The 21,181-nt window shown below is 43.2% G+C and carries 16 protein-coding genes and 1 pseudogene; 3 read left to right on the forward strand and 14 right to left on the reverse strand.

The annotated features are described in order from the left end of the window. The 3 genes and pseudogenes from icd to ACFX4H_RS23390 form a co-directional block, all read right to left on the reverse strand. Positions 1 to 1,275, reverse strand: a pseudogene (icd, locus tag ACFX4H_RS23380) (NADP-dependent isocitrate dehydrogenase); the annotation flags it as partial. Between the two features lie 137 nt (positions 1,276 to 1,412). Further along, entirely contained in the window at positions 1,413 to 2,528 is a 1,116-nt protein-coding gene (citZ, locus tag ACFX4H_RS23385) for a citrate synthase (protein WP_034309109.1), read from the reverse strand. A gap of 540 nt (positions 2,529 to 3,068) precedes the next feature. Then, positions 3,069 to 3,530, reverse strand: coding sequence for a DUF441 domain-containing protein (locus tag ACFX4H_RS23390; protein ID WP_034309113.1), 462 nt, complete (start codon positions 3,528 to 3,530; stop codon positions 3,069 to 3,071). A gap of 193 nt (positions 3,531 to 3,723) precedes the next feature. On the opposite strand from ACFX4H_RS23390, the gene ytvI reads away from it, so the two are divergent. Further along, positions 3,724 to 4,848: a sporulation integral membrane protein YtvI gene (gene ytvI / locus ACFX4H_RS23395; RefSeq protein WP_191928790.1), complete on the forward strand. Its 1,125-nt coding sequence runs from the start codon at positions 3,724 to 3,726 to the stop codon at positions 4,846 to 4,848. A gap of 84 nt (positions 4,849 to 4,932) precedes the next feature. Here the strand turns inward: ytvI and aceA are convergent, their stop codons facing one another. The 10 genes from aceA to dnaE form a co-directional block, all read right to left on the reverse strand. After that, entirely contained in the window at positions 4,933 to 6,216 is a 1,284-nt protein-coding gene (aceA, locus tag ACFX4H_RS23400) for an isocitrate lyase (RefSeq protein WP_034309118.1), read from the reverse strand. 36 nt (positions 6,217 to 6,252) lie between these two features. Continuing rightward, complete coding sequence (gene aceB, locus ACFX4H_RS23405; RefSeq protein ID WP_328138624.1) at positions 6,253 to 7,845, reverse strand: malate synthase A; 1,593 nt, start codon at positions 7,843 to 7,845, stop codon at positions 6,253 to 6,255. A 351-nt stretch (positions 7,846 to 8,196) separates the two neighbouring features. Then, entirely contained in the window at positions 8,197 to 8,589 is a 393-nt protein-coding gene (locus ACFX4H_RS23410; RefSeq protein WP_034309123.1) for an FxsA family protein, read from the reverse strand. Positions 8,590 to 8,670: 81 nt separating this feature from the next. Next, on the reverse strand, positions 8,671 to 10,431 hold the full coding sequence (gene pyk / locus ACFX4H_RS23415) for a pyruvate kinase (RefSeq protein WP_063590456.1): 1,761 nt from the start codon (positions 10,429 to 10,431) through the stop codon (positions 8,671 to 8,673). 126 nt (positions 10,432 to 10,557) lie between these two features. Further along, entirely contained in the window at positions 10,558 to 11,517 is a 960-nt protein-coding gene (gene pfkA / locus ACFX4H_RS23420) for a 6-phosphofructokinase (protein WP_034309127.1), read from the reverse strand. A gap of 279 nt (positions 11,518 to 11,796) precedes the next feature. Then, on the reverse strand, positions 11,797 to 12,798 hold the full coding sequence (accA, locus tag ACFX4H_RS23425; protein ID WP_034309128.1) for an acetyl-CoA carboxylase carboxyl transferase subunit alpha: 1,002 nt from the start codon (positions 12,796 to 12,798) through the stop codon (positions 11,797 to 11,799). Then, positions 12,795 to 13,658: an acetyl-CoA carboxylase, carboxyltransferase subunit beta gene (gene accD / locus ACFX4H_RS23430; RefSeq protein WP_034309130.1), complete on the reverse strand. Its 864-nt coding sequence runs from the start codon at positions 13,656 to 13,658 to the stop codon at positions 12,795 to 12,797. The genes accA and accD overlap by 4 nt, the downstream gene beginning before the upstream one ends. A 90-nt stretch (positions 13,659 to 13,748) precedes the next feature. After that, the gene (locus ACFX4H_RS23435) at positions 13,749 to 14,378 is read right to left on the reverse strand and encodes a FadR/GntR family transcriptional regulator (protein WP_096337904.1); all 630 of its coding nucleotides are present in this window, start codon (positions 14,376 to 14,378) and stop codon (positions 13,749 to 13,751) included. A gap of 5 nt (positions 14,379 to 14,383) precedes the next feature. After that, positions 14,384 to 15,625 (reverse strand): NADP-dependent malic enzyme, encoded by a 1,242-nt coding sequence (gene ystJ / locus ACFX4H_RS23440; protein ID WP_034309132.1) that lies wholly within the window; start codon positions 15,623 to 15,625, stop codon positions 14,384 to 14,386. A 124-nt stretch (positions 15,626 to 15,749) separates the two neighbouring features. After that, positions 15,750 to 19,109, reverse strand: a complete 3,360-nt coding sequence (gene dnaE / locus ACFX4H_RS23445; protein WP_377436354.1) for a DNA polymerase III subunit alpha — start codon at positions 19,107 to 19,109, stop codon at positions 15,750 to 15,752. A 183-nt stretch (positions 19,110 to 19,292) separates the two neighbouring features. Between dnaE and ytrH the strand changes: the two genes are divergently transcribed. Both ytrH and ytrI read left to right on the forward strand, forming a co-directional pair. After that, positions 19,293 to 19,628 carry a sporulation membrane protein YtrH gene (gene ytrH, locus ACFX4H_RS23450; RefSeq protein WP_034309135.1) on the forward strand — a complete coding sequence of 112 codons (336 nt, stop codon included), beginning with the start codon at positions 19,293 to 19,295 and terminating at the stop codon, positions 19,626 to 19,628. Then, positions 19,625 to 20,128 (forward strand): sporulation membrane protein YtrI, encoded by a 504-nt coding sequence (ytrI, locus tag ACFX4H_RS23455; RefSeq protein ID WP_377436355.1) that lies wholly within the window; start codon positions 19,625 to 19,627, stop codon positions 20,126 to 20,128. The genes ytrH and ytrI overlap by 4 nt, the downstream gene beginning before the upstream one ends. 64 nt (positions 20,129 to 20,192) lie before the next feature. On the opposite strand, the gene ACFX4H_RS23460 is transcribed toward ytrI, so the two are convergent. Further along, positions 20,193 to 21,131 carry a DHH family phosphoesterase gene (locus ACFX4H_RS23460; RefSeq protein WP_328138628.1) on the reverse strand — a complete coding sequence of 313 codons (939 nt, stop codon included), beginning with the start codon at positions 21,129 to 21,131 and terminating at the stop codon, positions 20,193 to 20,195. Positions 21,132 to 21,181: the final 50 nt, after the last annotated feature.

Genomic DNA, 21,181 nt, shown 5'->3' on the forward strand with positions numbered 1-21,181 from the left:
TTATTTAAGGTTTTTGATAAGCTCGTCAGCGAACTCAGAACATTTAACTTCCGTTGCACCATCCATTAGGCGGGCAAAGTCGTATGTAACAACTTTAGAAGCGATTGTTTGTTCCACTGATTTAGTGATGCTGTTTGCAGCTTCGTTCCAACCAAGGTGCTCAAGTAAAAGAACGCCTGAAAGAAGAACTGAAGATGGGTTAACTTTATCAAGACCAGCATATTTAGGAGCCGTTCCGTGAGTTGCTTCGAAGATGGCGTGTCCAGTTTCGTAGTTGATGTTTGCTCCTGGAGCAATACCGATTCCGCCAACTTGTGCAGCTAATGCATCAGAAATGTAATCTCCGTTCAAGTTCATTGTTGCAACCACATCAAACTCTTTAGGACGAGTCAGGATTTGTTGTAAGAAGATATCGGCAATGGAATCTTTAACGATGATTTTGCCTTCAGCTTCAGCAGCAGATTGTGCTTTGTTAGCAGCTTCAGTGCCTTCAGCATCTTTAATTTTGTCATATTGGTTCCATGTGAACACTTTATCGGCGAATTCTTGTTCTGCAACTTCATAACCCCAAGTTTTGAATGCACCTTCAGTGAATTTCATGATGTTACCTTTATGAACAAGCGTTAATGATTTACGGCCTTCTTTGATCGCATAGTTAAGTGCAGCGCGAACAAGACGTTTTGTTCCTTCTTCGGAAATCGGTTTAATTCCGATACCTGAAGTTTCAGGGAAACGAATTTTTTGAACACCGAATTCATTTTGAAGGAATTCGATTAATTTCTTAGCTTCGTCAGAACCTTTTGCATATTCGATACCAGCATAGATGTCTTCAGTGTTTTCACGGAAGATGACCATGTCAGTGTCTTCTGGACGTTTAACTGGTGAAGGTACACCATCAAAGTAACGTACTGGACGAAGACATACGAATAAGTCCAATACTTGACGCAATGCAACGTTCAATGAGCGGATACCGCCACCGATTGGAGTTGTAAGAGGTCCTTTAATAGCGATTAGATATTCGTTAATGACATCAAGAGTTTCTTGTGGAAGCCATTCGCCCGTTTGGTCAAATGCTTTTTGTCCAGCTAAAACTTCTTTCCATTCGATTTTCTTTTCGCCATTGTAAGCTTTTTCAACTGCTGCGTCTAAAACGCGGGATGCTGCAGCCCAGATATCAGGACCGATTCCGTCTCCCTCAATATAAGGAACGATTGGGTTGTTTGGTACGTTAAGAACACCGTTAGTAACTGTGATTTTTTGGCTTTGTGTCATGTTTCTTACCTCCGATTCAAATTCAAAGGTTAGATGGCCTGCTTAATAAATAAGGCAGAACCACTAACCTTTTTTACTCACATCTATTAATTTACTACAAATTCGATGAAATAAAAAATGATTTTCGAAAAAACTTTTAATTAGCGGTTTTCAATCGGTACATATTTTTGCATACCTGGTCCAACATACTCTGCACGCGGACGGATAAGGCGGTTGTTTGAATATTGCTCAAGGATATGAGCGATCCAGCCTGAAGCACGGCTTACAGCAAAGATTGGTGTAAATAGGTCATGCTCGATGCCTAAACTGTGGTATACGGAAGCAGAATAGAAATCCACGTTCGGCGGAAGATTCTTTTGACCGGTTACGATTTCATGAATTTTGATGGACATATCATAATATTGAGGTTGCCCAGTAAGTTCAGTCAGTTTTTGTGACATTTCTTTAAGGTGTTTAGCACGAGGATCACCTTTACGGTATACACGGTGGCCAAAGCCCATGATTTTTTCTTTATTGGCTAATTTTTCGTTGATATATGGCTCAACGTTATCAACTGAACCAATTTCTGTAAGCATTTTCATGACTTGTTCGTTAGCTCCGCCGTGAAGTGGGCCTTTTAAAGCGCCGATGGCAGCAGTTACACCAGAATAGATATCAGCTAATGTAGCCACACAAACGCGTGCAGTGAATGTAGAAGCGTTTAATTCATGGTCAGCATGAAGAACCAATGCCTTGTTGAATGCTTCTTCTTCGATTGCCGTTGGTTCATTACCGCTTAACATATATAAGAAGTTAGCAGCAAAGCTTAAATCTGTACGTGGAGCAACAGCTTCTTTCCCTTGACGGACGCGAGCGAAAGTTGTTACCAATGTAGGGATTTTTGCTTGGATGCGGATTGCTTTACGATAGTTAGCTTCTTCATTCATTACATCTGCTTCTTCATCATAAAGACCAAGAAGAGATACTGCGGTGCGAAGAGCTCCCATTGGATGTACTTTATCAATTGGGTATGTTTTGAAGTGATTAACCACTTCAGCTGGAATTTCAGCATTTTCAGCAAGTTGTTTAGTTAATTCTTCTAGTTGGCTTTTGTTCGGAAGAGCTCCGTGCCATAAAAGATAGATTACTTCCTCGAATGTTGCGTTCGAAGCCAAATCATCGATGTCATAACCTACATACGTTAATGTGTCATCGATAATGGAGCTTACTGATGAAGTTGTTGCTACCACACCTTCAAGACCTTTTGTTGCTGTCATACTAAATCTCTCCTTTTCCTAGATATTCCCCTATGCCCTTGCTATTAGCGTATAAATGTAGCGCTTCCAAGAAATTAGCTATTGTAAACAACCATCTATTTTTTAGCAGAAGACATACATCTTGTATTGGAAGCGTTCACAGAATATGACCCCAACAATAGTAAAATGTACGATAATCTTTAATTAAGAAATTCTAAAAATAATGCTTGTAGCTATTCCTAGTGAGCGCTTGCTCAATAACTACATCTTTTTTTAAGATTCCTCAAAAATATCAATGATATTCTGAATCCCAATTTTAATAAATCAGAGCAGTTACATGATTATTATAAACAATAAACACTTTTTTGGGAATGAAAAGCACTTAAAATGTGAAAAAATTATTATTTTATTAGAAAAATTAGCTACATATTCTCTTGCTTTATTCATGCGTTTAAAATCGTTTTTTTCAAAAAAAATGTCTCAAAGCAGAATAAACGAAACATTAAATAGAAAATTTACATTTCCAGTACTGACGGGGTTTTCTCCCCTTAGCCTCTCACTTCATTTAAAAAAATTAAAGATCTGCATGCATAAATAAGCAATTCCTGCCCCGATTAACGGGCCGACAGCCACACCTTTGAATAAGGCGACCGCAAGAATCGTCCCAAATACAAGAGCGGTGGTAATGTGCGGATCATGCGACAGCAGTGTAATCCCATTTTTTGCTATGAGTGCAACGGCTATTCCGGATGCAAGTGCAATCCAGGCATAAGGGGATTTTATCGCGTCTCCTAGTTCCTTGAAACCAATCGCTCCGTTTGCTATGGGAATGAGTACGGAGATCGTGATGATCGTGACACCCAGGTTGATCCCTTTCGCTTCCAGGTATGGAAACACTTTAGCGTCAAGGCCAATCAGTTTCATGCTTAAAAGAAAACCCGCAGCCATGATCAGTGAGGTATTTTTCCCAAACCAACCGATTGCAGCAAGCAGAATTAAAAATACGACAGGACCGTTGATCATTATCCCTTCACCTTCTTCCTTCTGTTTTTTGTTATTTTAACATAACAAACTCCCTTGTTCTTGGGAGAAAAATGATTTAAGGAACGATGCATCTGCAGAAAAAATTCAAAACGAAAGATGAAAGAATCTTTCCTTTCTTTTCCATCATCGTTACAATTATAATACAAACTTAATGGTTGAAGGAGGATATGACTTGAATCCGGTATATATGTATCGTTTCATTCGTTCTTTACTGGTCGTCGGAGGGATAATATTAGGTGGAATTGCCTTGTTTTATTTATCTAAATATACATATCCATTCATCATTGCCATGATCATCGCTTTCTTGATGAATCCCCTGGTCATCTTTTTCGAAAGGAAAGGGCGGCTGCCACGGGGGTTGGCTGTATTCGTTTCCCTTTTACTCATTTTCCTTTTATTTGCGGGTCTTATCACCTTACTGGTCACCGAGATCATTTCAGGGACCAATTACCTTGCCGGAGTCATCCCGAAACACATTGAAACCATCGTGGATTATATAGAAACATACATCGCTACCACCGTCATCCCTTTATATAATCAAATAGCTGCCATGTTCAATAATTTGGATACCGAACAGCAAGACACAATCCTCAAGAATATCCAAAATATCGGTGAATCCATCACGACGGGAGTAAGCGGCTTCATTCAAGCCTTCTTGAAGAACATCCCCACAATCATCGGATGGTTTCCAACTACAGCAACGGCACTCCTTTTTACTTTGCTTGGCACATTCTTCATCAGCAAAGATTGGGATACCTTCGGCCGCATGACCGGAAAAGTGTTGCCTGATAAGATTTTTGCGGGTGCAAAGCGTTTATTCAGGGATTTAAAACGGGCTTTATTCGGGTTCATCCGGGCACAATTCACTCTTGTTTCATTGACGACTGTCACGATTTTAATCGGATTTCTCATTTTAGGGGTGAATTATTCAATTACCATTGCCCTGATATGCGGACTGGTCGATATCATTCCCTATTTAGGGACAGGTACGATTTTCATTCCTTGGATCATCTTTGAATTCATTGCCGGGAATACAAGTCTCGCAATCGGTTTATCCGTCCTTTACATAATCGTCGTTGTCCAGCGTCAGCTAATAGAGCCAAAAGTACTTTCATCCAGTATTGGTTTGGATCCGCTTGCCACTCTCATCGCCTTGTTCATCGGATTCAAATTGATCGGTTTCCTAGGTTTGATTGCCGGACCTGTCGTACTTGTCATATTCAATACACTTCAGCGTGCCAAAGTCTTCAAGGCCATATGGACTTTCATCATCGGGGATACAAAGAAAACCACTTAAGGTCCTGACTTCCATTAGCATTCACTCTTTTTAACTTAAAAATCCGCCTCGGGTACAAGGCGGATTTTTGGTTTTAAACTAGAATTATTTTGACGTCTCGAATTGTTCTGTTTCAGTGGAACCTGCAAGTGCTGTTGTGGATGATGTTCCACCAGAAACGACTTGTGCCACTTCATCAAAGTAACCCGTTCCCACTTCACGCTGATGACGTGTTGCTGTATAGCCATCCGGCTCACTAGCGAATTCCGCTTGTTGAAGTTCAGAGTATGCAGCCATGCCGCGTTCTTTATAACCAAGAGCAAGGTTGAACATGCTATGATTCAATGAATGGAAGCCTGCAAGTGTAACGAATTGGAATTTATAACCTAATTTACCCAATTCCACTTGATAATTGGCAATCTCTTCATCACTTAATTTCGCTTTCCAGTTAAATGATGGGGAACAATTGTAAGCAAGCAATTTTCCCGGGAACTCTGCATGGATGGCCTCGGCAAAGCGGCGAGCATCCGCTAGATTAGGTTCAGAAGTCTCACACCAGATAAGGTCGGCATATGGCGCATAAGCAAGGCCTCTTGCAATTGCTTGGTCAAGACCTGCATTCGTGCGGTAGAATCCTTCTGGAGTCCTTTCACCAGTGATGAATGGTGCATCGACCGGATCAATATCATCCGTGATCAAATCTGCAGCATCAGCATCCGTACGGGCAATCAAAATGGTCGGTGTCCCCATTACATCTGCTGCCAATCGGGCGGAAACTAAATTACGCACTGCCGTTTGGGTAGGAAGAAGGACTTTACCGCCTAGGTGACCGCATTTTTTCTCGGAAGAAAGCTGGTCTTCGAAGTGAACGCCAGCCGCTCCAGCTTCGATCATGCCTTTCATTAATTCAAAGACGTTAAGGGAACCGCCAAAACCTGCTTCAGCATCCGCCACGATTGGAGCGAACCAATCGATATCATTCTTCCCTTCAGCAAAGCTGATTTGGTCTGCACGCTGAAGTGTCTGATTAATGCGTTTAACGACTTGCGGCACGGAGTTGGCTGGATATAAACTTTGGTCAGGGTACATTTGCCCTGCGATGTTAGCATCTGCCGCCACTTGCCAGCCGCTTAAGTAGATTGCTTTTAAACCAGCTTTCACCTGCTGCATGGCTTGGTTACCGGTCAATGCTCCTAATGCATTGATGAAATCCTCTGTTTTTAATAGATTCCATAGTTTTTCGGAACCGCGGCGTGCCAATGTTTGTTCAATATCGATGGAACCTCTCAGTTTAATGACTTCCTCGGCCGTATAAGGACGTTTAATACCAGTCCACCGTGAGTCATTTTCCCAGCTTTGTTGTAATTTTTGCGCTCTCTCATTCATCATCATTATTTCCTCCTAATTCATCATATATTTTGAATATTAAGATAATTCTTCATATGCCGCGTTAGTTAAGAAATCTGCAAAGTCATCCGCTTCAATCAATTGTTCAAATAGTTTAGTAGACTCTTCAAACTTTCCTGATTTGAAAGTTTCTTCCCCTACTTCCGATTTAATGACCGCCAATTCTTCTTCTTTGATTTGATGGAATAATTCCTCGGTTATTTTCCTGCCATCTTCGAGAATGCCTTTTGGATGACGGATCCATTGCCAGACTTGAGCCCTTGAAATTTCAGCGGTTGCAGCATCTTCCATTAAGTTATTGATAGGTGCCGCACCTCTGCCGCTTAACCATGAGGCGATATATTGGATGCCTACATTAATATTCGTCCTTAAGCCTGCCTCTGTGATCGTTCCTTCCGGTACAGCCAGCAACTCTTGTGCTGTTACATGGACATCTTCCCGTTTCCGGAAAATTTGATTCGGTTTTGGAACGAGCAGGTCAAAAACCTCTTTTGCCGTGCTTACCATACCTGGGTGGGCAACCCATGTTCCATCATGACCGTCTCTTGCTTCGCGTTCTTTATCTGCCTTAACTTTCGCAAAAGCCTCATCGTTCTTAACCGGGTCATTTTTAACGGGAATTTGTGCGGCCATCCCGCCAATTGCAGGAGCATTACGGCTGTGGCATGTTTTGATCGCCAGTAAGGAATACGCCCTCATGTTCGGGACGGTCATCGTGACCTGCTGCCGATCTGGGAAAATGACATCATCCGAGTTACGGAATTTTTTCAGGAAACTAAAGATATAATCCCAGCGGCCACAGTTCAGGCCTGCCGAATGTTCTTTCAGCTCGTACAGAATTTCGTCCATTTCGAATGCAGCAAGAATTGTTTCTATCAAGACCGTTGCCTTGATGGTTCCTTGCGGGATTCTCAAATCGTTCTGTGCATATACGAAAATTTCATTCCATAATCTTGCTTCGAGATGGCTTTCCATTTTCGGTAAGTAAAAGTATGGACCGCTTTGTTTTTCAACCAATGCTTTTGCGTTGTGGTAAAAGTACAGTCCAAAGTCAAAAATGCTGGCTGATATAGGCTGTCCATCCAAAAGGACATGTTTTTCCTCCAAATGCCAGCCGCGTGGCCTTACCTTTAGCACAGCTGTTCTTTCATTTAATTCATACACTTTGCCATTTGGATTTTTAAATGAAATGGTTCCGCGGATTGCATCGCGCAGATTCAATTGGCCATCGATGCAATTCTCCCAAGTGGGTGAATTGGCATCTTCAAAGTCAGCCATGAATACATTGGCACCTGAGTTCATGGCATTTATGATCATTTTACGATCAACAGGTCCAGTGATTTCAACCCTGCGATCCTGCAAATCATTCGGGAGGGGCGCAATCGTCCAATCACTTGCACGAATATGCTTCGTTTCTTCAAGGAAATCAGGAAGCATGCCTTGATTCAGTTCTTCCTGAACGCTTTTCCGCCGTTCTAGAAGTTCTGCCCTTCTTCCACCGAAATGCCGTTCCATCCTTTCGATGAATTGAAGAGCTTCCGCTGTAAGTATTTGTTCATATCCTGGCTTAATATTGCCTGTAATCTGTAAGCCTTTTGCTTCCGTAATCATATTGCCTCTCCACACCCTTTCCAACTCTTTTATGTTATAATACAGATGTTTTATTTCCTGTTTGTATTATATAACACGTTGTATAAATTTGTCACCAGTTTTTTCTAAAAAATCTAAAAAAAGATTTTTTAGCTTGGAAAAGCCTTATTTACCAATGTTTCCAAGTGATAATCATTTAAAAGTCCTGTTATTATACACATTTCATTCTCGTGGAAATCATCATTCAATGGTGAAACAGGAGCCATTTGTAAAGCAAAAAAGCACCCCATAAAAAACCGGGATGCTTTTGCGGACCTTTTTAAAAAGACCAAAAAGGCTGCCTAAAAGCTTACGCCTATAGACAGCCTTATATTATTTATGCCGAATAATGGTAACTTTCCCTTTATTCATCCTGTTCATGATAAACCGGATAACAATCGGTTTGAGGAGATTCCGGGTTGGCGGAAACACAAGGATCAATCCCATGATATCCGAGATGAGCCCAGGGGACAGCAACAGTGCAGCTCCGATAAAGATACAGATTCCATCAATGATTTCATTTCCTGGCATCATTCCGTAACGAATCTGTTCCTGTGCCTTTTTCCACGTTTCCATCCCTTGCCGTTTAGCCAAATAAGCTCCAATCAAACCTGTGGCTACAATCAGGAACAGCGTTGGCCAAAAACCAATCAGATTGCCTGACAGCAAAAGGACAATAATTTCAACGACCGGCATCGCAATGATAAACATTAAAAAATATTTCATCTTCATTCCTCCTGCACAGCCCATTTCTGGTGCGGTACATCCATCTTACCTCATTGGCAAGGAATCAGCCAAAATTTCGTATTACAGAACGTTTGCATGTCCATCATAAATGACTCCACGACCTGCATCGACCGTTATTCTTTGACCATCCGTGAAAACCTTGGTCGCGTCCTCCGCCCCAACGATTACCGGTATGCCCAATGTGACTCCCACAACAGCTGCATGGCTTGTCAAACCGCCTTCTTCCGTAATCAATGCCGCACATTTTTCAATTGCCGGCATCATTTCGCGGTCAGAACCGATCGTAACCAATACAGAGCCTTCCTTCACTTTTTCCAAAGCTTCCTTGGCATTCTTAGCGATAACCACTTCACCTTTCGCTGATTTCCTGCCGATTCCTTGAGCCTTCAAAAGAACCTCTCCTAACACATGAATTTTCATCAAGTTAGTCGTACCCGTTTCACCTACAGGCACACCGGCTGTAATGACGACTAAATCCCCATGGGAAACTAAGCCGGAATGAAGGCTTTCATCTATTGCTGTTTGAAGCATTTCATCGGTAGTCGTCGCTTTTGGACCAATCTGCGGATAGACTCCCCAAACCAATGCAAGCCCTCTTGTAACATGATCATTGGATGTAACCGCAATGATCGGTGCTTTAGGGCGGTATTTGGAAATCATCCTTGCCGTATGACCGCTTTCTGTAGGGGTGATGATTGCCCCTGCATTAAGATTAAGCGCAGTGTGGGCAACGGATTGACCAATGGCATCCGTGACATTATGACGGTTCACTTTGCTTCTGACTGATAATATATCCCGATAATCAAGGGCAGTTTCAGCACGTGAAGCAATGTTATGCATCGTTTGCACCGCTTCGACAGGATAGGTTCCAGCAGCTGTTTCGCCAGAAAGCATGATGGCATCCGTTCCATCAAATATGGCATTGGCCACGTCACTTGCTTCTGCACGGGTCGGCCTTGGATTACGCTGCATCGAATCGAGCATTTGTGTAGCCGTTATGACTGGTTTCCCGGCATTATTACATTTTTTGATCATTTGTTTTTGGACTAATGGCACTTCTTCTGCAGGAATTTCCACTCCCAAGTCTCCACGTGCCACCATCAAGCCATCTGAAACTTCCAAGATCTCATCAAGACGGTCCACGCCCTCTTGATTTTCGATTTTAGGGATGATTTGAATATGTTCCGCACCATTTTGCTGCAATAATTCACTTACTTCAAGCACGTCGGAAGCCCTGCGTACAAATGAGGCAGCAATGAAATCGATTCCCTGTTCGATCCCAAAAAGGATATCCTGTTCGTCTTTCTCCGTTATGCCAGGCAGGTTAACCGAAACTCCTGGAACATTGACGCCTTTTTTGTTCTTAAGTGTGCCGCTATTCAAGATTTTCGTATGGATTTCTTTTCTGACCTCATCAATCTTCAACACTTCAAGCCCGATCAATCCATCATCCAAAAGGATTTTAGATCCTGGGTGAACATCATGCAGAAGCCCTTCATAGGTAATGGAGAATTTTTCAGGTGTTCCCAGGACTTCATTCATGGAAATAATGACTTCGTTGCCGGCTACAAGCTCCATGGAATCATTTTCCATATTATTTGTCCGTATTTCAGGTCCTTTTGTGTCCAACAGGATGGCAACCTGTTTACCTGTTTTTTCGCTCGCTTCTCTGATATTGCGGATTCTAGCTGCGTGTTCTTCATGATTTCCATGAGAAAAGTTAAGCCGTGCTACATTCATTCCCGCCTCTATTAATTGAACCAGCTTTTCTATACTTTCACTTGCGGGGCCAATCGTACAAACAATCTTGGTTTTACGCATAGTGTCATCCTCCTTTAAGGAAAACTCGCCGCCTGTCCACTTCTTGAAGACAGGGGGCGCAGTGTTTTATGTCTTCTTTTAAATACCCATTACTAAAAAGCGATTCCTATCGGTCAATAAAAATGATTAAATGGATAGCTCAGCGGATAATTCATACATTTTCTTGTCAATTGTATGCGGTTTTGCAAGAGCTTCGATGATATCATAATCAACAAGTTGATTTTGTTCTATTCCGACTGCCCTGCCCCCTTTTCCTTCTAGAAGCAATTCAACCGCTCTTGCCCCAAGACGGCTTGCCAATACCCGGTCATTTGCAGAGGGAGATCCTCCGCGCTGAACATGGCCCAGGACCGTTACACGGGTTTCAATTCCTGCTTTCGCCTCAATACTCCTGGAGATATCAACGGCACTTCCCACACCTTCGGCTACAATGATGATACTGTGCTTTTTCCCACGATCATGACCGCGGTTCAGCTTCCCAATCAGGTCTTCTATATCATATTCATATTCAGGACAAAGAATCGTTTCAGCTCCGCCAGCCAATCCAGCCCAAAGTGCAATATCGCCGGCATCTCTTCCCATCACTTCAACCACATAAGTCCTCTCATGAGAAGTGGCCGTATCCCGAATTTTATCGATAGCATCGATGACTGTATTCAGGGCCGTATCGAAACCAATCGTAAAGTCCGTACCCGGAATGTCATTATCAATCGTTCCAGGAACCCCGATACAAGGGAAACCCCTTTCAGTTAAAGCTCTCGCCCCGCGGTAAGAACCATCGCCACCAATTATGACAATGCCCTCGATACCATGTTTATTCAATTGTTCAATCGCTTTCAGCTGGCCTTCCTCCGTCTTAAATTCCGGACAGCGAGCCGTATGTAACATCGTGCCGCCTCTATGAATGATATCCCCGACCGACCCAAGTTCAAGCTTTTTTATATTGCCATTTATCAGACCCTGATAGCCATGATAAATACCGAAGACCTCCATTTCATGAAAAATTGCTTTCCGGACAACTGCTCGGACTGCCGCATTCATTCCTGGAGAATCTCCTCCACTTGTCAATACACCTATTCTTTTCATAAATGTCACCTCTCTACAGCACTAATCAATTTTAAGCTTCGCTATATCATTGTACCCTTTTTCAAGCTTCAATAAGCAGTAACTGTTTCACTTATGCATACTTGATGTTATAAGCCTAACCGATTCTCTTCAGAAATTGAAGTAAAATGGTGTGAAACTTTACATTCTACACACAAACCATATTCTTTACTCGTTTCGGTAATGAATTCATATACACGAATGAAAGGATGAAAAAACGTGTTGCCCCAGGCAGCACGTTTTTCCTTTTCCAAAATGTGTTTATGAATGCTGTTCCACTTCCTTAGGTTCGCCCTCAGGTTGTTGTTTTGCAAATTCATATTCACCGATTTTCTTGAATTTCATATAACGCTGGTTGATAAGATCATCACTATTCAATGGCAATAGTTCATTGAATGAACGTTTCAGGATTTCCTTGATGGCTTCTGCCTGTAAATTCGAATCCCGATGGGCGCCGCCCCTCACTTCAGGAATGATTTCATCGATGACTCCTAGGCGGTTTAAGTCGGGAGCCGTGATTTTCATCGTTTCCGCAGCCCTCTTAGCCTGAGAGGCATCCTTCCACAGCAAGGCTGCAGCCCCTTCAGGGGAAATCACGGAATATGTTGAGTTCTCAAGCATGAAAATTCGGTCTCCGACGCCAAGCGCCAATGCACCGCCGCTTCCGCCTTCACCAATGACAATACTGATGACCGGCACCTTCAGCCCTGCCATTTCGAAAAGGTTTTTCGCAATGGCTTCACTTTGCCCGCGCTCTTCAGCAGCTTTACCAGGGAAAGCTCCCTTCGTATCAATGAAACAAATAATCGGCCTGTTGAATTTTTCAGCCTGTTTCATCAGACGCAAAGCTTTTCGATAGCCTTCAGGATGGGGCATGCCGAAGTTACGACGGATGTTTTCCTTCGTATCCTTCCCGCGTTGATGACCGATGACAGTCACGGCAAGTCCATTGAATTCTGCGATTCCAGAAACAATCGCTTCATCATCCCCATAATAACGATCTCCATGAAACTCGATGAAGTCATTGAATAACAGCGGAATGTAATCAAGCGTCGTCGGACGGGCTGGATGCCGGGCAATCTGAACACGATCCCACGGTTTAAGATGGTTGTAGATATCCACTTCCAGCTTCTCTAAACGCTTTTCCAATGTTTCGATTTCTGCTGTAAGGTCTACATCAGCATCCTTCGAGATTGCCTTTAGCTCTTTAATTTTATTTCTCAGGTCCGTAATGGGACGCTCGAACTCTAATTCGTAAATCATAACCACTCACCGCCCGGGGCATGGATTTTAAGGATCGTCGTCAAGGTTTCCTTCATTTCCGTACGTTTGACGACCGCATCCAATTGACCGTGCTTCAACAAGAATTCAGCCGTTTGGAAATCTTCAGGAAGCTCTTCACGAATCGTCTGCTCAATGATTCTTCTTCCCGCAAAACCAATAAGTGCTCCAGGTTCGGCTAGATTAATATCGCCAAGTGACGCGAAACTTGCCGAAACCCCGCCTGTGGTAGGATGGGTCATCATTGATATGATCAGTCCGCCTTCATTGCTGAATATCTTGAGTGCTGCACTTGTCTTTGCCATCTGCATCAAGCTCAAAACACCCTCCTGCATCCGGGCGCCGCCTGATGCCGTAAATATGATGAATGGAATCTTCAATTCACCAGCACGTTCAATGGCACGGGTAATTTTTTCGCCAACAACGGATCCCATGCTTCCCATCCGGAAATTCGAATCCATGATGGCTGTTGAAACTTGGTAGCCATTTATGCTTCCGACTCCTGTGACAACCGCCTCATTAATCTTGGCTTTCTTTCTATCTTTTTCCAGTTTTTCTAAGTAATCCGGAAAATCAAGCGGGTTAACGGATATCATTTCTTTATCAAATTCATTAAAAGTGCCTGCGTCGAATAAAAATTCGATGCGCTCATGGGAAGACATCGGATGATGGTACCCGCAATGCAGACAGACTTTCTTGTTTTTCACCAATTCTTTTGTATACATGATTTTTTTACAGCCGGTGCACTTTGTCATGATTCCTTCTGGTACATCTTGTTTCTCCCGATCTAAAGGAACCGTTGCATATTTCTTCTTAGACTTCGCAAATAGCTCTTTAAGCAAGCTTAATCCTCCCTTTACCACCAATTATCTATTTTATGATACTTGGTACAAACTATATCAGAAATAAAATTAGTATCGTGTAAAAAGGTGTCATTCGCCCTTCGACATATTTCTAATTCTAATAAGATACGTTTCGATGGCTTTTTCTTCATCACGTTCGAGCAAATATGTAAGAAGTGCCAGATAGTCTTCTTTTTTCACATTACCCTGTACCATCTCTGATGTTCTAGCATAGCTGTTGACAATGCGCCAAATTCTTTCCAGCAATCGATTGCGATTCAAAATGGCAATTCTTAAAAAGAAATCATCATCATGAAACATATCCGCTTTGACCCAGGCCATTAATCTTTTGATGTCCTCAGCCGTAGCGAAAAAGGCGACGATCCGCAAACAGTCAATTTCAATCAGCCTTTTCGTCTCAGCCAAATCTTCTTGTACTTTTTTATCTTGCAAAAAAAAGGTTCCCAGAAGCTCGACTAGCTTATGCTCCTGGAAATCCCTGATAAACGTCCCTTCACCACGCCTTGTTTCTATTAAACCTAATAGCTCTAAGGCACGCAATGCTTCACGGACAGAGGAACGCCCAACATTAAAACGATCCGATAACTCCCGTTCTGATGGGATTTTATCTCCCGGCAAGAGGCTGTCCGCTTCAATCATGCTACGTAGGCTCTCAACGACATCGAGATAAATTTTGGATGAAGAAGTACGACCTGCCAAATTAATTATTCCTCACTTTTTCCAATGATCGCTAATTTCTTTGTTTTTTCTTTAATTTCCTCTGGATCTACATTGATTCTAGCTACTCCGGTTTCCATCGCTGCCTTGGCAACAGCAGCCGCAACGGCAGGTGCCACCCTCTCATCAAATGGAGCAGGGATCACGTAGTCTTCGTTCAACTCATGCTCCTGTATTAATCCAGCAATGGCTTTTACTGCAGCAACCTTCATTTTTTCATTGATATGAGTCGCACGTACATCCAAAGCCCCACGGAAAATCCCTGGGAAAGCAAGGACGTTATTGACCTGATTCGGGAAATCCGAACGGCCAGTTCCAACAACCTTGGCACCCGCTGCTTTTGCATCTTCCGGCATGATTTCCGGATCTGGATTAGCCATCGCGAAAATGATCGCATCCCGATTCATCGAAGAAACCATTTCTTTTGTCAATGCACCTGCGGCAGACACTCCTATAAATACATCAGCGTTTTCAATGACAGACTCCAAAGGCCCTGAAACCTTATTTCGATTGGTCACTTTCGCCACTTGTTCTTTTGTATCATTCATACCTGTCGAACGGCCCTCATAAATGGCACCCTTCGTATCACACATGATGATGTCGCGAACTCCATAGCTATAAAGCAATTTAATGATGGCAATGCCCGCAGCGCCTGCGCCATTCGCTACCACTTTAATTTCTGACATTGATTTATTCACCAGTCGTAACGCGTTCACAAGACCGGCAACAGTAACAATGGCTGTACCGTGCTGATCATCATGGAAAACAGGAATATTCATTTCTTTTTTGAGTCGTTCTTCAATTTCAAAACAATTTGGTGCGGCTATGTCTTCTAAGTTCACTCCACCGAAAGTCGGTTCGAGTAATTTAACGGTCTCTACAATTTTGTCCACATCCGTCGTTTTTAAACAAATCGGGAAAGCGTCCACTCCCGCGAAACTTTTAAATAAAACGGCTTTTCCTTCCATGACCGGCATAGCAGCTTCCGGACCGATGTTTCCAAGTCCCAAAACAGCCGTTCCATCAGAAATGACGGCAACCGTATTCCCCTTCATTGTATAGTCATAAACGGTTTCCGGCTTATCGTAAATATCTTTACACGGTTCTGCGACACCAGGAGAATAAGCCAGGCTTAAATCTACTGCGTTCCTAACCGGCACTTTCGAAACTGTTTCTAATTTTCCTTGATTCAAGCGGTGCATATGTAATGCTTCTTCTCTTAATGTCATAGTTTCACTCCTAAAACAAATTGGGTAACCCATTATCTTATATGCTGAAATTATGCTGAAATCTAGTGGTCAGACCACAGCGGCCTGTTTTCAATATAACATAACTATTAAAGTTGTAAAACAGTTATTCTTTCTTGTAAACCACATTCCCTTTTCCCACCAAGTCAAATAATGCCTGCATCAGTCTATCTGTAGGATTGACCCAATCCCAATAAGATAGCTGTACATAGCGGTTTTCCCTCTCGTAAAAAAGCATGACCTTGGTTTCACCGCTATGCTGCATTAAAATTTTTTTTATTTTTTGCAGTGTATCCTTCGTTTGCTTGCCAGCCTCAATTTTCAGGAATATCGTTCCGTTTTTTTCCTCTTTCATCTGCTTCACTTTTTCTAGCGGGTATACATTCCGGATCAGCAGCTGTGTTTTTCCATCCCGCTCTTCCAATGTCCCTTGCAGCATAACGAGTTGTCCATGATTCAAGTCGGCAGAGTGGTTTTTATAAACATTTGGAAAAACGACCGCTTCAATATCCCCCTCTTCATCACTGACGCTCAAGAAAGCCATCACATCGCCCTTTTTTGTCCTTATGGTTTTAACCGACGTAATGTAAGCGCCAAGTAAGACTTTCGATTCCTTTTTATTAATAGCTTCATCTATAGTCAAACAGCCGAAGTGCTGAAAAAGTTCTCTGTAGCTTGTCACAGGATGATTCGATAGATAAAGCCCCAATGCGCTTTTTTCCAACGAGAGTTTGTCCTCGATTGGGATAGGATCGACCCGGTGGTATTTCGGTTTGAGTGAAAACTCGCCATCCGAAAACATATCGAATAGGTCATCATCCGGATTAACCAATTCCGTATGATTGATCGCTACGTCCAGGCTCGCCAACAATGTTGCCCGGTCTTCACCGAATTCATCAAATGCACCTGAATGGACAAGCGCCTCCAACACTTTTCTATTTACGATTTTCCCCGAAACGCGCAAACAGAAATCGAATAAATCAGCGAACTTCTTCTGACGCCTTGCAGCGAAGATATCTTTTAGGACCGTCCCGCCTATCCCTTTTATGGCTCCAAGGCTATAACGGATCCCTTCCTTTTCCGGTAAAAACGGGTAACCGCTCCGGTTAATCGAGGGAGGCAGAACCGCTATCCCTTTCTTTTTTGCTTCTCGGATATATTGCGAAATCTTTTCATCATTCCCGACAACCGATGTCAAAAGTGCTGCCATGAAATATTCCGGATGGTGGGTTTTCAAGTAACCCAGCTGATAAGCGATGAAGCTATACGCCACCGCATGACTTCGGTTGAATCCATAGTTAGCGAAGCGGACAATCAAGGAATAAATCTCATCTGCCGTTTTTTCGGAGTATCCTTGTTTCAATGCGCCGCTCACGAAATGCTGCCGCTCTTGATCCAGAACATCCTTCTTCTTCTTCGAAACGGCACGTCGGAGCAGGTCAGCCTCCCCTAATGAAAACCCGGCTAAGCGGGCGGCGATTTGCATGATTTGTTCTTGATAAACGATGACCCCATATGTAGGCTCGAGGATATCCTTCAAATCCTCGTGAAGGTAATCGATCGAAGCAAGTCCATGTTTCCGCTCGATGAACAGCGGTATATTTTCCATCGGACCTGGACGATATAGGGCATTGACCGCAACGATATCCTCGAATCGGTTCGGTTTCAGCTTGATCAAAACCTTACGGATGCCATCCGATTCAAATTGGAACACCCCGGTTGTTTCGCCTCTGCCTAAAGTGGCCAGCGTCTCGGGATCATCCATCGGAATATGGGACAAGTCGAGCTTTTTCCCCGTTCCTTTTTTAATGTTATTTAAAATATTATCGATGAGCGTTAAATTGCGGAGTCCAAGAAAATCCATTTTAAGAAGTCCCAGTTCTTCGAGAAGGTCCATTGGATATTGAGTCAGGTGGATGCCGTCATGCCCTCCCTGAATCGGGATATGCCCGGTCAGTGCCTGGTCACTGATGACGACGCCGGCGGCATGTGTCGAAGCATGGCGAGGCAGCCCTTCAAGCAATAACGCGGTTTGAAATAGTTTTTGATTCAGGTCACTCTCATTTACGAATTCCCTAAGCCTTTTCGATTCCTTGAAAGCCTCGGGAAGCGTGATGCCCAGACGGCCTGGAATCATTTTCGATACCGCTTCCTGTTCCTTTGAATTCAGGCCGAAAACACGTCCTGTGTCCCTTAACGCAGCCTTGGCAGCCAATGTCCCGAATGTAATGATCTGTGCTACATGAAGTTCCCCGTATTTCTTCGCGACATAGGCAATCACTTCTTCACGGCGGTTATCCGGAAAGTCAATGTCGATATCCGGCATCGAGACACGTTCCGGATTCAGGAAACGCTCGAACAGCAAGGAATGTTCGATTGGATCGACATCCGTGATCGACAGCACATAAGCGACCATCGACCCTGCGGCTGACCCCCTTCCTGGACCAGTCAGGATTTGGTGATCCTTAGCGAATTTCATGAAGTCCCAAACGATTAAAAAGTAATCGCTGAATTTCATCTTGGTGATGATATCCAATTCATATCGCAGGCGCTCTTCATATTGAATGGATGGCTCCGGCACTCTTTTCTTCAGCCCTTGGAAGCAGATGGCTTCGAGCATTTCCTCGGCTGTGGCTCCATCTTCAGTAGGGTACTTAGGAAGAAGTGAACGATGAAATGGAATGTCCAGATTGCATTGCGCGGCAATATGCAGGGTATTTTCGAGTGCATCCGGTCTGTCATGGAATAGTTCTGCCATCTGAGACCGGCTTTTCATATAAAATTGATCGGATTCAAGAACCGTATGCGTCTCATCCGCCAGCTTGTCGCCATTTCCGATTGCCAATAAGACTTCATGAGCGAGTGCATCGCTTTCGTTCAAATAATAGACTGGATTCGTCGCGACAATCTTTATCTCTAAATCTCTCGCCAACTGACTTATGGCTTCGTTACCTTTTTCCTCATCCGCAATCGACAGTCTCTGTATGGATACATAAAAGTTATCCTGACCAAAAATTTGCAGAAATCGCCCTGCTGCCTGTTTGGCTTCTTCAGGGTTTTCTTCTCTCAATAGCGTTTCTATTTGCCCCTCTGCACCTGGTGTGATTGCAATCAAGCCCCCGGAATAGGCTTTAAGCCAATTCATTGGAATGCCTGACGGGGATTTCGTTTTTATGGCACTGCTTATTTTAAGCAGGTTTTGATATCCTTGCAGATTCTTTGCCAATAAAAGAAGTCCATGTGGCGATTCCCGTTCATCAAGGACATCCGCAAGTATGCCGATGATCGGCTTTATGCCCTGCTTCTTGCATTCTTTATAAAAATAGACCGAACCGTACATAACATTTCGATCGGTTAAGGCAAGACTTGTACAGCCATCCGCTTTCGCTTTGGCCACAAGTTCAGTGATCTTCACCGTACTTGTCAGCAGGCTGTATCCGCTCTGAATATGGAGATGAGTATACACGTTTTTTTCTCCCACCTTTGTAAGGCATGTTTCTTTTCATTATAGTGTTTATTTCAAAAAAAGAAAATATGTTCTCATTACCAATGCAATTTAACCTCCTGATTTCCCGCGACTATCATAATACCTCTGAACATCCCATATAAATGAATTAGAAGAATATCAAGCAAAAAAGGATGATGATATATGAATGAAGCCTTTGTTCCAGCCTTCCTCAACAGCTTTTTCATATCGCTTGGCGTATTGCTTGGCGGCTCGATAATCGGGGGCCTCGCCGCGTTTTTTACTGGACAAGCCCCGATGACGACTGTATTCCGGCTGTCGGACAGCCTTCGTATTTGGGCGATTGTCGCTGCGATCGGGGGAACTTTTGATATGGTCTATAATTTCGAACGCGGTATTTTCCACGGGGAAACGAAGGATATAGTCAAGCAGGTCCTTTTGATACTATCTGCACTTGGAGGGGCACAGACAGGAGCATTGATCATCAACTGGTTCACGCAGGAGCATATTTCACCATGAGGATTCCTCCCTATCACCGGACTCCCACCTGGCAGCGTTTTTTTGCCGGGGCCGCACTTGGCGGATTGATCAGCTGGGTGATTTTCTTTTATATGCATGGCGTCCAGCAGGAGAAGCAGATCCGGACCCTTCACGAACAAAGAGAAGAAATCAAGGATTTAAACGGGAAAATCGCAATTTGGGAGCAGGATTATAAAAAATTGAACGAGAAAAACGAGGAAATCCTGACGATTCAGGAAGTGGAAGTAACGATCACGAATGAAAAATACAGTCTGGATCAGTTGAGTATTGCAGAAGCGGAGGATGTGATTGAGGACGACCTATCCTCTCTTCTCGCCAAAGATGTCGCCAGTGTCTATGACGGTAAGGTGCTGTTGAAAAAATCGATTGAAAATAAGATCATGACCATCAATAAAAAGCGCTATCGACTTGAAGTCGTTGAAATCATGTTTTATACGAAAATGAATATAGAAATCAGACTAAAAAGGACTACTTCTTAAGGATGGGTGAATATCCACCGAATTTAAAAGACCAAATCATTTTTGATTTGGTCTTTAAGTTTTATCATTCCGCTTTATTCAACTCTTCCATGTCGGCAAGGATATTATCCACTTCATCCCAAGAATAGATCGAAGCCCCTGCTGCAAACGGGTGGCCTCCGCCGTTATATTTACGGGCAATCATATTGATGACCGGTCCTTTAGAACGGAAACGAACCCTGATTTCTTGATCCTCTTCAATGAAAAAGACCCAAGACTTAACATTTTTAATCGAACCTAGCGAGGAAACGAGCTGCGATGCCTCAGATGTGGAAGCATTGAATTTTTCAAGTATATCTTTCGTGATGATCATTTTCCCCGTTCCATATGGAAGGATTTCAAAATGCTGCAGCACATATCCATTCAACCGGACTATGCTTTCTTCGACGTCATACATCTCCTGATATAACTGCGGGCGGGAGAACGAATAGTGAATCAATTCACTGGCATAAGCAAATGTCTTTTCAGTCGTGCTTTGGAATAGGAAACGACCTGTATCGCCAACAATGCCTGCATATAGAAGGCGTGCCGCTTCATCACTCATCTTCAAGCCTTGCTCTTTACCGAACTGGTAAAACTCGTAAATCATTTCACTTGTGGAACTTGCCGATGTATCGACCCAACGCATATCCCCATATGGATCTTCATTAGGATGATGATCGATTTTAATCAGTTTATCCCCCGTAGTGTAACGTGCATCACAAATCCGGTCCGTATTTGCGGTATCACAAACGATGACCAAGGCACCTTGATATGTTTCATCCGAAATCACATCGAGCCTCCTTAAATAATTCAATGACGGTTCTTCTTTCCCGACCGTATAAATTCGCTTTTCGGGGAAAGATGCTTTCAGGATTTCCGCCAATCCCCCCTGTGAACCATAAGCGTCCGGATCTGGACGGACATGACGATGGAGAATGATAGTATCATAACGCTTTATATCTGCTAATATTTCAGCTTTCATATTGATCTCCCCTTAACATATGTATTATCGAGCCTTATAAAGATGATATA

This window comes from Peribacillus sp. YIM B13477 (genome assembly GCF_042787955.1).
Taxonomy (GTDB): Bacteria; Bacillota; Bacilli; order Bacillales; family DSM-1321; genus Peribacillus; species Peribacillus frigoritolerans.

Bases quoted from the DNA above. Each gene is read 5' to 3' on its own strand.
- accA (WP_034309128.1), bottom strand. From the start codon at position 12,798: ATGATTTACGAATTAGAGTTCGAGCGTCCCATTACGGACCTGAGAAAT.
- ytrH (WP_034309135.1), top strand. From the start codon at position 19,293: ATGAATGAAGCCTTTGTTCCAGCCTTCCTCAACAGCTTTTTCATATCG.
- aceA (WP_034309118.1), bottom strand. From the start codon at position 6,216: ATGATGAATGAGAGAGCGCAAAAATTACAACAAAGCTGGGAAAATGAC.
- citZ (WP_034309109.1), bottom strand. From the start codon at position 2,528: ATGACAGCAACAAAAGGTCTTGAAGGTGTGGTAGCAACAACTTCATCA.
- ACFX4H_RS23410 (WP_034309123.1), bottom strand. From the start codon at position 8,589: ATGAAATATTTTTTAATGTTTATCATTGCGATGCCGGTCGTTGAAATT.
- pfkA (WP_034309127.1), bottom strand. From the start codon at position 11,517: ATGAAAAGAATAGGTGTATTGACAAGTGGAGGAGATTCTCCAGGAATG.
- ytrI (WP_377436355.1), top strand. From the start codon at position 19,625: ATGAGGATTCCTCCCTATCACCGGACTCCCACCTGGCAGCGTTTTTTT.
- ACFX4H_RS23390 (WP_034309113.1), bottom strand. From the start codon at position 3,530: ATGATCAACGGTCCTGTCGTATTTTTAATTCTGCTTGCTGCAATCGGT.
- ystJ (WP_034309132.1), bottom strand. From the start codon at position 15,625: ATGACATTAAGAGAAGAAGCATTACATATGCACCGCTTGAATCAAGGA.
- ACFX4H_RS23460 (WP_328138628.1), bottom strand. From the start codon at position 21,131: ATGAAAGCTGAAATATTAGCAGATATAAAGCGTTATGATACTATCATT.
- aceB (WP_328138624.1), bottom strand. From the start codon at position 7,845: ATGATTACGGAAGCAAAAGGCTTACAGATTACAGGCAATATTAAGCCA.
- pyk (WP_063590456.1), bottom strand. From the start codon at position 10,431: ATGCGTAAAACCAAGATTGTTTGTACGATTGGCCCCGCAAGTGAAAGT.